This window comes from Photorhabdus sp. HUG-39 (assembly GCF_963878365.1).
GTDB classification, from domain to species: domain Bacteria; phylum Pseudomonadota; class Gammaproteobacteria; order Enterobacterales; family Enterobacteriaceae; genus Photorhabdus; species Photorhabdus kayaii.
The window spans coordinates 229,304-243,094 of record NZ_CAWNWY010000002.1; the positions used below are offsets into that span (position 1 = coordinate 229,304).

General features: G+C 44.9%; 1 protein-coding gene. It reads left to right on the forward strand.

Annotation, left to right across the window (positions count from 1 at the left end; all coding sequences use genetic code 11):
* Positions 1-13,401: an MARTX multifunctional-autoprocessing repeats-in-toxin holotoxin RtxA gene (gene rtxA, locus AAC155_RS02830; protein ID WP_113040947.1), complete on the forward strand. Its 13,401-nt coding sequence runs from the start codon at positions 1-3 to the stop codon at positions 13,399-13,401.
* Positions 13,402-13,791 lie beyond the last annotated feature (390 nt).

A 13,791-nucleotide genomic window follows, 5' to 3' on the forward strand; every position in this document is an offset into this window, starting at 1 on the left:
ATGGGGAAATCATCAAATAGAAGTACAGAGTACTTCTTTACAGGAAAATACTACGACGATAATGATGGTAATAGTATTACTGCTATTGGTGTTGGTGGTGAAGTTTATGCTTATGGCGGAAATGATGATGTTACTGTTGGTTCACTTAAAGTCGATGTATACCACACAGATGGTGACCTTGCGGTAAAGGGAGCTTCAGGTTACACCGGCATTAGTAAAACGGGAAATGGTGGCTTGTCATTTGCGGGGGCCGCCGGTGCGGCTTTTATTAATCATACGGGTGATACGGGAAATTTAAATTATTCGGGTGCTGCCGGCTACAATAAACTGGTTCGTAAGGGTTTGTCTGGTGATACAAATTTTAAAGGGGCTGGTGGATACAATAAGTTATGGCATGAAACTAACCGGGGAAATTTAGATTTTGCCGGCGCAGGGGCATACAACGACATTGACCGTACCTGGTTTAACCGTTATCAAGATTCACAGGGAAATGTGACTTTTAATGGCGCAGGCTCTGCAAACAGCATCAGCTCACGAGTGGAGAGCGGTAACGTTACATTTAATGGGGCTGGTGCTGATAATCACATTGTACGTAAAGGTAAAGAAGGTAATATTATCTTACGTGGTGCGGGGGCATCGAATCGCATTGAGCGTGTACGCCAAAATAAAGACGAGTATGAACAGACCCGCGGTGATATTACTGTTGAAGGTGCGGGGGGGTATAACAAACTCTATTCTGATGTCGCGCATGGCAATATTAATTTCTCCGGTGCGGGTGCTTACAATGAAATCACCAGAATAGGCATGAATAGCGATTCCGATGGTGAGACACTGGAATTTGCTAAAGCTAAAGAAATCGTATTGACGACGGCAACGATGGGAGGAAGCTGGATTCAGGAGTCTCAGCAAGTTACAGGTATTAAATCAACCGTCGAACCGAATACCTATCTTTTTGCGTTTGCTGACAAAATGTACACTAAAATCAGCAAAGTCCAGCTTCAGAATAATCCCACCACAGGTAGACTCGGTTATCATGCCACTTCTTGGTATAAAGCAGGTAACCACCTTAAAAATCTTGCGGCGAAAGAAATTTCGTCAGGCAATGGATTTATCGCGGTAAACGCTAATGGGGCTTACCGTCTCTCCAGTTTGGTTTTTGAGCATCAGCAACCTATCGAGATTCATGCTATCGAGGAAAGCCTATTGATAGATCGGTGGGTAACCTATGCGGGCGGCATGGTAATTAAAGCAGAGGATATCTCGCTAGGCGATGCCAAAATGGGGGGATATGCGATCTTCTCTGATGGCCGCAAAGTTGAGGTTTCCGCAGTCAAATCGAACCGGCAGCCCAATACTTATGTGTATGCCAAGGTAATGGGGCGATATACCAAAATTGTTGAAGTTCAGTTGAAAAACGATCCTGAAACAAGGCAACTGAAATACAAAGCAATAGCATGGTACAAAGCAGGCGATCATACGGGTAATTTGGCTAATGAAGAGCTTTCCTATGCTAACGGATATACCTCTATTGGCCCCGGTTACACGTTAAGCCAGCTTCAATATGACGTTAATACGGTGCGCCGTACTTCCCATCGATTAGTACATAGCGAAGAATATAGCCAGCAAGACCTTGTAAAGTCACCCACAAGCAGTGGTTACGTTAATTTTAACGGTGCGGGTGGTGGAAACGTTATTAAATCTAATGTCACGCGGGGAAATGTTAATTTTAAGGGCGCAGGAGCAGCGAATGTCATTTTGCACGGCTCAAAATTCGGTGATACCAATTTTGATGGTGCTGGTGCAGCTAACGTCGTTGTAAAAAGTGGTGAAGAGGGCGATCTGACATTCCGTGGCGCGGGTTTAGCCAATGTCTTGGTTCACCAAAGCCAGCGCGGAAAAATGGATGTTTACGCTGGTGGTGCGGTAAATGTTCTTGTGCGGGTCGGGGATGGGCGATATCTGGCACATCTTCTGGCTTATGGCAATATCTCGATCCACAAAGGCAACGGTAACAGCCGGGTGTTGATGTTGGGCGGGTACAACACTCATACCCAAATAGGTAATGGCAATGGGAACTGGTCCGGAGCGGGCGGTTTTAACGTCATCACCCAGGCCGGAGCAGGGGATATCTCTTCTGTACTTTTAGGTGGCGCTAACGTGCTAACAAAGCTCGGTGCGGGAGATATGGTTGCCGGTATGTTCGGCGGTGCCAATATTATCACCCATCTCAGTGAGGAGACTGAAACCGCCAACACCACCGCCATTGTGTTGGGCGGAGCCAACATCTTGACCAAGAAAGGGAAAGGCAATGCGTTGGCGGTAATGGGCGGTGGTGCAAACGTCCTTACGCATATCGGTGACGGCAATACCACGGGCGTGATGCTGGGTGGCGCGAATATCTTGACCAAAGTCGGAAAGGGTGACACGACTGGCATCCTGTTTGGCGTTGGCAATGTGTTGACCCATGTTGGTGACGGTTTGACGCTGGGCGTGATGGCTGCGGCAGGGAACATCTTCACCAAAGTCGGGGAGGAGACATCAATTGCGGTCATGATTGGTGCGGGCAACCTGTTTACCCATGTCGGCAAAGGGGATGCATGGGCGTTAATGGGGGGCGCAGTGAACGTCTTTACCAAAGTGGGTGACGGTAATGCGCTGGCCTTGATGGTAGCGGCGGGCAATGTGTTTACGCATATTGGGGATGGCACCAGTGTTGCGCTGATGCTGGCAAAGGGCAATATCGCCACGAAAGTGGGTAATGGCATGACCCTGGCGGCGATGATGGGCAAAGCCAATATCTTTACCCATGTCGGGGAGGGCAATACCTTTGCCGCCATGATTGGGGGTGCCAATGTGCTGACCAAAGTCGGTAACGACCTGACCGCCGCCTTAATGATAGGGAAAGCCAATATCTATTCGCATGTGGGTGATGGCACCAGTATCGGTTTGTTTGCCGGTGAATTGAACGTGATGACCAAAGTCGGTAATGGCACAACGCTGGCGGCCATGTTTGGTAAAGCCAATATGATGACCCATGTGGGGGATGGTTTAACCGGCGTGTTAGCACTGGGTGAGGCCAATATCGTTACCAAAGTGGGTGATGATTTTATGGGGGTGGTTGCGGCGGCTAAAGCGAACGTGATTACCCACGTGGGCAACTCAACGACGGCGGCTGTTTTGCTTGGCAAAGGCAATATTCTGACCAAAGTGGGCGACGGCACGGGCACGACAGTCGGCCTGCTTATTTCCGATGTCGGTAACATGATGACCCATGTTGGCGAAGGCACGACAGTGGGCTTCGCCAAAGGAAAAGCCAATATCATCACGAAGGTTGGTAATGGTACCGGCGTAAATGTGGCTTGGGGGGAAGCGAATGTCCTGACTCAAGTGGGAAAGGGCGACCGTTACAACTTCGCGAAAGGTAAAGTTAACCTTATTACCAAAGTGGGAAATGGACAAGAAGTCACAGTGGTTCAGGGGGATGCCAACATTATCACCCATGTGGGTAACGGTGATGATTACACCGGAGCCTGGGGCGAAGCCAACATCATCACTAAAGTTGGTGACGGGCGTAATGTGGTGCTGGCTAAAGGTCAGGCTAACATTGTCACCAAGGTAGGGAAGGGCGACAGCTTTAACGCCTTATGGAGCGAAGGCAATGCCGTCACCAAGGTGGGTGACGGTATACAGGTGACGGCGGCAAAAGGCAAAGCTAACGTCACGACGACAGTGGGCAATGGCTTAAATGTCACTGCTGCTCATGGTGACGCTAACATTAATACTCATGTAGGTAATGGTGTTTCGGTTAACGTGGCGTGGGGGAAATATAACGTCAATACCAAAGTTGGGGATGGCCTCAATGTTGCGGTAATGAAAGGCTTAGGTAATGCCAATATTCAAATTGGTCATGGCTTATATGTTAATGCCTCTTATGCGCGCAACAATGTGGCGATTAAGATTGGTGATGGTGATTTTTACAGCTTGGCTGTGGCATCGAGTAATACAGAAAGCAACAAACTTACCTCTTTCTTCAACAATATCAAACAAACTGTACTCGGTGTGGGTGGCAGCCAGGCGATTAACTATCTGGTGCATGGGGATGAAGCAAACACATCGGGTACCCACAAAGGCAGAGGTGCGATTAACTTAACTGAAGTTTCCTCCATTGATGGTTTTAAGATGGATGAAATTGATCAAGTTGGTTCGGACTTAAATAATCATCTGAGCAGTTCTGTAACAGCGGTAGAAGTACCTAATATTGACTCAATAGAAAATTCTTTAGCCAGTTCGTTGAATCGAAAAACGCGGTCGGTATCAGATCGGAACGAAAATCTGATCGTCAATGGTAATTTTGAACAAGGTAATCAAGGTTGGCAATCAACCAATGGTGTTGAAGCATATTATGAGGCAAGTGCTTACGGCCTTGATAACGCAGGTCATGGCTCACGGGTCAGTGAACTTGATGTGGATGTCAGTACCACTATTTACCAGGATCTGAAAAACCGGTTTGAAGGTGAAGTCATTTCATTAAGCTTTGATTTTGCAAAACGTGCAAATAATGTTATGCCTAATGAAGGCATGGAAGTTATTTGGAATGGTGAAAGTAAATTTACCATTACTAATGGTGATACGGCATGGCAAAGTGAAACACTGGAATTAATCGCTAAAGCAGGTACTAACCGTATCGAATTTAAAGGTATCGGCGATAATAATGGTATTGGTTATATCTTGGATAACGTTGTTGCAAAATCTGTAGGTACATTGCCAGCCAATAGTGTTACTGAATATGCCAGGCAAGATCAGGCGGCTAAAAATGCGTTAAGTGATAAAGATAAAGCCGAAAAAGATCGCCAGCTTCTGGAACAAGAAAAAGAGAAACAACTGGCAGCGATTGAAAAATCGAAATCTCAATTGGAATCAACGGATCAGGAAGCTCTTAACCAAAATGGGCAAGTACAGAGTGATGCGATAAAAGAAGAAGCTCAGGCAGCGACTGAAGAACTGACTTTAATCGCTGACAAATTTAAACAACTTAAAGATGAAACTGATGATAGTCGTGAGTTGGATAACCATTATCTCGACTACGTGGGTGGAATTTCTGAGGACATCCAGAAGCGGTTGGATGATATCCGTCCGACATTAGAAAAACGGCTGGCAGAGATACATCGGGATACTATTGATACACAGCAAAAAGTAAAAGATGCTGTGGTGCTATCAGAAGCAGGTGCTGAAAAAGGTAAACAAAATCGTGATAAGGCGATTCTTGATGGTGTAGACGCACAATTCAAAGCAGATCAGAGAAAAGAAGAAGCTCTTTCACAACAGCAGCAGGCAGAAAAGGCGAAGGACAACGCCAATATTGCGTATCAGAATGCAGAAAGCCGTGGTAAGCGTGATACCGTAGCGGCGGAAAGTAAAGCAGCTCAGACCCAAACTGATGCTAAAGGGGCGAAACTAAGTGACTCTAAACCTGCTCGTATTGGTGCAAGTGGCAGTGGCTTGTCAGGAGAAAAAGCCTATGAGTCAACGGGGGCGGGAGAAACCGGCAGCCATATTGATCCTGAATCGATGCCAGAAGCGAGAAACAGATATTATCAAGGACTGACCGAAGAAGAATTGCAAGCGTTGGAGAGTGCTAAACAAGCTGTTAGCCGGTTGCAGATCAACGCGGGAATTCGTGCAAAAAATACTGGTGTTTCGTTTATTCCTCGGTCTGTTGAAACACAATCTGACAGCATTGTGGTTCCTCTTTCACATGAGACGCGTGAACTCGTTAGAAAAGCGCCGATAATTTCTGGTATTAATCTGGAAGGATTGGGTGGCAGCAAGAAGAGGGCAGTCGATTCTTCCGTACTCAGTCGTGCACAAAAAATCGCCCATATCTACCGTTGGCTTGATAATGGTAACAATAATGCATCGGACGAATATATTCCTGTTCCCGGATTTAAGCGTGTTAATGCAGATATTTCTGATAAAACCAGGCAACGGATAGTGACTTTTGTTGAACGGCATCTCAAGAATCCCAATGCCAAAAATAAAGTACCTGAAAATGAAATCACATCTTTAGCGAAACTATTTGTTGACGCCACATTAGATTATGACTGGGATAAACGAGTTGAGTTTATTACAAAACTAGACAGTTATGGCTATGGCTTTGAACCTGCCCGCGATGACAAAAGTATTGTTTCATTCTGGTCCGGGAAGAGTTTTAGAAGGCATCGAGATGTTCTTGAGGCCGCTCAACCGGATGGTAAGAAAATTGTTTACGATGTTGATGTGCAGGGAAACGCTTTTGCGATTCAACTCAATCAGCAACTCATGCGTTGGGGAATTATGTACCTCGCCGATCCTGAAAATAGTGAACATAAAGCGCTAAGATCGGCAATTGATGCTGCTACGTATAGCAACACTGGTTTCTGGAGTTCCATCTATGCCGCGGGATCACGTGGTGATGTTTATTTGATCTCTGAGGGGGGATTACGTCTTGGCAACTATTTCTGGAATGTTGAATTACCTGTATTGCGTAAACTACAACGTGAAGGATTAGTCGGTGATATTCGATTGTTGGATAAGCCGGCAAGTGAATATAAAGGGTTGCCTACCGAGTCGATTGGCCGCAAATTAACAGAGGCGGGTATTGCTGTGCAGGCGCGGTTTGATGTTTTGACTATTGAAGAACAGAAAAAACGGCTGTTAGCTAACCCCGGCGGCTATAAAGCCGATACCGTTGTTGATCTCGATATTAAGCTTAGTGCTATCGACACGATGCTGAATCAAGCATTGCCGTTTTATGGATTACGTACAGAACGTAACATATTAGTGCAAAAGAGTGATGAAGGATTTGAGGTGCGTTCGTGGCCAGGTAATGGCAATGAATTTAAGAGAATTATTGTAAAAAATACCACTAGCAATAATCTGCTTAAAGCAGTTGAACGTTTTATTCTTGCTAATTACGACAATTATGCACAGTTACCTGATGAGTTATATTTCATTGAAGATCGGATTATATCTCATCATCAAGGACATACTCGAATTCTTACTGAGAAAGTGAATGGCATCTGGAAGCCCATACCAAAATTGATGTCGGTGAGTGAGTTCCAGCAAGCCGCATCTGTTGCAGGTAAAATTCGTGGTGACAGTTATCAAAAAGTGATTGATGCATTAGAGAGTTATCACAATGCCCGACAAGGAAGAAAAGACTATGAATTGGATGTGATTGGAAAATTATCCGATTTGCGCCAACAGGTTGAAGGATATCTCTTAGGTCATCCTGACTCAGGTCGTGTACCAGCAATGAAGGACTTATTGTCTCAAATTGACACGCGTTTCGAAGAGTCGATGGTGCTTGCTGAATCCACGGTGAGAATCCCAGAGCAAGGCGATTTCAGTAGTCTGTACGATAAGTTTGACAGTGCGAATATCAAGGATTCAAAACATCTTTATATTGATGAAAATGGTGATTTTGTCACTCGGGGTAAGGCAAATATTCATATTAACCAGAAAGCGGAGAGTTCTGATAAAGCGGTTGAGCAAGTCAAGGCGGCGGTTATTAAAGAATATGGTCAAGATGTCTCAGATGCCGTCTTCTCGAATCTGAAAGCCAGCGATTTATCGATGGATGGTAAAGGCATTGATGTCTCTGGTTTAGGAAAAATCCATCAAGCGATTGAGCAGCATTTATCTCCGATAAGTGCCACACTGTTTGTTTGGAAACCAAGCGATCATAGCGAATTGGGTCACGTCGCCATGCAAATTGGTCAGGGACGTGCGCATATTAATACTGACGACGCGGGTGCTATCAATGAGAAAAATTATGTCAGTTGGTGGCCGTCGTTGAACCATAAAACTCTTGAAGCAGATGTAGCCTTTGAAGAGCATGATAAGTTCGGCCTGAAAGATGGTGATCGTAAATTACAACGTTTCATTGAAAAGCTGCAATTGGCACGAGGGATAGATATAACCTTCAAAGATGTTACTGAAGGCTTTGCCATGATGGCATTGGCAAATCCTACGTTGTTGCAATCAGCCGACATTCCTGAGCAGATATACCAGCCATTTGTTGAAATGTGGAATGATCATCAATATGAGATGGCCGATGTTGGCAGACTTTTTGCGGAAGAATTGCGATATCAAGCCGATAAAAATGTACAAGATCCTCAACTGGCAGAAAAACGTGTTGCTAATGTCATTCGTGAATTTAAAGAGCGAGAGTTGGAGAATATTCGGGACTTTAAAATTAGCGAAGCCGATCAAGGGCGCGTATTCCGCATTAACCTTGAAGGTCTGGATGTGGCGGCAATGCAGGCGGAATGGAATAAAATCAGTAGCGACCCTAATAAGCATTATCAATTGCTGACGAATAACTGTTCAAGCATTGTTGCCAGAGTATTAAAAGCAGGGGGTGCGGATAAACTTGTCGGTCATAAGTGGCTACCAAAGTTTGGTACCTGGACGCCAACTGAGTTGTTTAATTATGCTCAGGCACTTCAGGAAGCTCAGCTTGAAACAATAGCGAAAAAACAAAACCACTCTCCTGTGGAAGATTTAACTGCGTTATCTGGCAAAAATAAGGCATTAGAAACAGTCGTCATGGAGAATGATAGCACTCCATTATTGAATGAACTTATTACCAAGGATGGTTTGCGTAAGGAGGCCAAAGTTTTTGCTAAACCGATAGGTCCTTCTTATCAGGTAATTCTGGACGAACTTGACCGCATTCATAACCTGACTGGAAACGAGCAGTTAGCCGCAGGCTTCGAACTATATCAACGTATTACCCGTTACCTTGATGCACATCCTGATTCCAAACGTAATACCGCCTTGAGCAACGTACAGACGCAACTGGGGGATATTATGTTTAGCGGTGCATTACAGGAGGTGCGTGGCCCGTTGCTGGAGATAGCTCAAACTCGACCTGAGATGGCATTACGGATCTACCAGATTGCCAGCAATGAAGTTCGTGGTGATACACCAGGACTGACAGATCTGATGGTGCGTTGGGTGAAGGAAGATCCTTATCTTGCTGCTAAGTTAGGATATCAGGGGGAAATTCCCGCCGATCTCGCTTTTAATCCTAAATTCCATGTGGATTTAGGTGATCAGTTTGATGATTTCAAACAATGCCTGAGTCGAGCTCAAGATAAGGGATTGCTGACTCATGCTCGGATTGATGAGCGGAATAAGCGGGTTCATCTCGGCTACAGTTATAATGAGCTGCTGGATATGACGGGATCTGAAGATGTGAAGATGGCGGTCTATTTCCTTAAGGAAGTCGCTAAACAAGCGGATCCAAATTTTGCTGGTTCACACGAAGCGATTTTACTTAATCGGTTTGCTAATCCTGCCTACTTGGTTCAGTTGGAGCGGGGTAGGTTGGCACAGATAGAAGCGATATATCACAGCTCCCGTCAAACAGATGTCGCGGCTTGGGACAAACAATATTCCTCAGACGCCCTGACACAACTCAACCGTCAGCTTAGTGACGGGGTAGATCTGAATAACCAGTTATCGGTGCTACTTAAGGATCGCCAAGGGTTGCTGATCGGTGAGAGTCATGGTTCAGATCTTAATGGATTGCGTTTTGTCAATGAGCAGATGGATGCGTTGAAAGCTCATGGCGTGACGGTTATTGGATTGGAGCATTTGCGTTCGGATTTGGCTCAGCCGTTGATAGATAAGTTCTTGGCAGGTGGAGATATGCCCGCTGAACTGGCCGCTATGATTGAGACCAAACATTTGCCTGTTGACTTATTTGCGCGGGCTAAAAGTAAAGGGATCAAAATTATTGTATTGGATGACAACAGCACGACTCGTCCGGCAATAGAGGGATCACAACATGGCCTGATGTATCGTGCTGGTGCAGCTAATAATGTGGCGGTTGGGCAGTTGGGACAATTAGCTGAGGGAGAGAAATTTGTTGCCATTTATGGTGATGCTCATCTGCAATCCCATGAAGGTATTGATCATTTTGTACCTGGCATGACTCATCGTCTCGGTTTGCCGGCCCTTAAAGTGGATGCAAATAACCGTTTCATAGCTCAGGCGGATGATATTAGCCTGCGCAAGCGTTATGACGATGTTGCCAATGTGCTGCGTATTCAATTGCTTAATGGTTTGCAAGCCACATCAGCGGTAGAGTTAGTTCATAAGCCCGTTGAGCTCTGGCAAACAGTAGAGGTAATACCACAAACCGATGGTCGAGAGACCCGCTTTGATGGTCAAATCATTATCCAGATGGAGGATGATCCTGTAACAGTCAAAGCAGCGGCTAATCTGGCGAGTAAGCACCCGGATTCCAGCGTAGTTGTTCAGCTTGATTCTGAGGGTAAATACCGCGTTGTCTATGGTGATTCATCTAAATTTACACCATCGGACAAGTTACGCTGGCAGATTGTGGGGCATGGTCGTAGCGAATCAGAGCGGAATAACACGCGTCTGAGTGGTTACAGTGCCGATGAACTGGCAATAAAACTCAAACAATTCACTCAAAGCTTTGGTCCGGCGGGTAAACCAGACCATATTAGCATCGTGGGTTGTTCGCTGATTAATGATGACAAACGAGATGACTTTGCTCGTCACTTCATCACCACCTTAAAAGGGCAAGGTATTCACACAACTGTTTCGGCTCGTCGTAGTGAAGTTGCCGTTGATGTGACTGGGCGTAAATTTACCCAGAATGAAAATAATCAATGGATCAATAATCTGACTGATAACAAAGTCGTCTTGAGTTGGAATGAAAAAGGTGAACTTGAAACTCGTTCAGAGCGAGTGCGTCGCAATATTGCTGAAAGCGATATCAATCTTTCTCGTGTCGGTGTCGCGGATACTGATACGCCACCTAAAGGTGCAATTGTGGATAATGCAGATATTTTCACTGCGCCAGAGAAGCGCAAAAATAAAATTGAAACCGATTCAAGTCATGTATCGAATAACCAACTAATTTACTCAGGTAATATTCAGGTGGATGTGGGGAATGGTGAATTTACTGCGCTCAATTGGGGAACATCGAACGTTGGCATCAAAGTAGGTATTGGTGGCTTTAAATCATTGGCCTTCGGGGATAATAATGTGATGGTGCACATCGGCAATGGTGACAGTCAACACAGCTTCGATATTGCAGGTTATCAGGCGCTTGAAGGGGCACAAATGTTTATTGGCAATCGTAACGTCAGTTTCAATAAAGGCCGTAGTAATGACCTGATTGTGATGATGGATAAATCCCTGCCAACGCCGCCGTTGGTTAATCCATTTGATGGTGCAGCCCGTATTTCCGGTGTGTTGCAAAGCATTGCTCATTCTGGTGAAGAGCAGGACTGGCTAGCGGTGCAAGATCAGCAATGGACAATCGCTGGCGCGAAAAAATTTGTTCAGGATATGTCTGGTTTGGACCAAACCAGCAGCGTTGACTATAAGACGCTGGTTGATTTGGGTTCTCAACATGAGCGTAGTAGCCGTGGTCTGAAAAGTGATACGGAAGCCGCGCTGAATAAGCAATTCAACCAGTGGCTAAGCAGTAATGACAACAGCGTTGATATGAGCAAAATGAGCCGCGCAGATAAATTCCGCCAAGCCAATGAAAAACTGGCATTCAACTTTGCAGTAGGGGGCCAAGGGGCGGATATTCAAGTGACCACGGGTAACTGGAACTTTATGTTTGGTGACAATATCCAGTCGATTCTCGATACTAACCTGGGTTCGTTGTTCAGTTTAATGACTCAGCAATACTCGACAACCGGTATAGCGAAGACCACGTTTACCTATAATCCGCAGGATTTGCCTCGCCAGCTTAAGAATAAATTGCTTGGCCGGTTAGCCAGTGTGAATGTAGATACCACTTTAGCGGATATCTTTGATGTGGATTACACTGCGGATGGTCGTATTGTCTCCCGTGGAGACGAGCCAGTGGATGGTGTGGCTATTCTAAAAGAGATGATTGAAGTCATTGGAAAATTCGGTGGTGAACAACTGAAAGTTTTCACTGATCCAGATAAATTGCTAGACGGCCTGAAATCTCACCTCAATATGGGGACGGATGGCATTAAATCCTTTGCTGAGAGTCATGGACTGAAACAGAAAGAGCCTGATGAAAATGAAAAAGCGGAGAGCACCGAACCAGAGCGTGCACTTGGTTTTCATTCGCTGAATTTGCCTAACCTGTTTGCGACGATGTTCAGCAAAGATAAGCAAGAAGAGATGAAGTCATTAGTGACCAATTTAAAAGGAAATCTAACCGCGGATCTGCTCAATATGGAGCAGAAAACGTTTGATTTCTTGCGTAACAGCGGTCATCTGCAAGGGAATAGCGATATCCATGTATCGTTGGGGAACTATAACTTCAACTGGGGCGGTGATGGTAAAGATCTTGGTGCCTATCTGGGAGATAACAACAACTTCTGGGGTGGTCGCGGAGATGATGTTTATTATTCAATCGGTACTTCCAACATCTTTGCGGGCGGTGCAGGTAATGATCTGGGCGTACTGATGGGGCGTGAAAACTGGATGTTTGGCGGTAATGGCGATGATACCGCGGTGGTAGCCGGACGCATTAACCATGTGTTCATGGGGGAAGGTAATGACCAGACGTTTGTCTTTGGCGAAGGCGGCTTAATTAATACCGATAAGGGCCAGGATTACGTTGTCACCTCAGGCAACTACAACCGGGTGGATACCGGAGAAGATCAAGATTATGCCGTGACTATTGGTAATAACAACCGGGTTGAGTTAGGTGAAGGCCATGACTTTGCTAGAGTATTTGGTAATGACAACCAAATTGACGGCAACGCCGGTAACGATGTGATTAAACTGTTGGGCTACCATGCGGTGATTAATGGTGGAGAAGGTGATGACCATCTGATAGCGGCCGCTATTTCGAAGTTCAGCCAGTTTAATGGCGGTGATGGTCAGGATCTGCTGGTATTAGGGGGTTATCAGAACCGTTTTCAGGGTGGTACCGGCGTAGACAGTTTTGTGGTCAGCGGTAAGGTAATTGACAGTCAGATTGATGATATCAATGCAGAAGATATGATTGTCTTTGACGGTATGGACTGGCAAAACCTGTGGTTCCAACGTAGCGGATATGATCTGGTGTTATCAGTAAACCGCCATACCGAAGATAAAACCGCTCAGGGGGCATTTGAATCAATAGGTTCAGTCACTTTTAGTCATTATTTTGATGGTAACCGCGCCAAACTGGTCGTACAGATGAGGGATAAGAATACATCGGGGGAGCGTGAGTTTACGGCTCTATCGGATAATGCGGTTGATACCTTGATCCAATCAATGAGCAGTTTTGCTCCGACAGCGGGCGATAATGGTTTTATTGAAAATCTGGACAGTAAGGCAAAAATTGCCATTACAACGGCGTGGGCAGATACTACTATTGGTAAGACGCAGTTTGCGTAATTAGTTCTCAAGAATAAAAGTTAAAATGAATAATAAAAATGGCTCACAGAATGGGTGAGCTTTTTTTTCCGCTGAATAACAAATGCTCGTTATATTATAGTTTGTTCACTGACCAATGGTTATTTTTATTGATTAATTTCATTTGTCATTATTATTTCCTGACTAAAAAAGTAGGATATTATTATCTCATTTACTTGTACTGTTTTAATGTCTATAATCTGTGTGGTTATTTATGGGAATGGAATAAAGTAATTGATCGTAATTGATGAAATTTTATATCTTAGTTTAGTCGTTACTTTATTATCTTCTCTGTATTTTCAATATTATCGCGGAAAAAACATCTGTGTTAACGATCTTTTTGAATTTTTTATTTATCTCATTCGATGGATT

What these genes read in the sequence shown, in the direction of transcription:
- rtxA (WP_113040947.1), top strand. Translation starts at nt 1, where the DNA reads ATGGGGAAATCATCAAATAGAAGTACAGAGTACTTCTTTACAGGAAAA.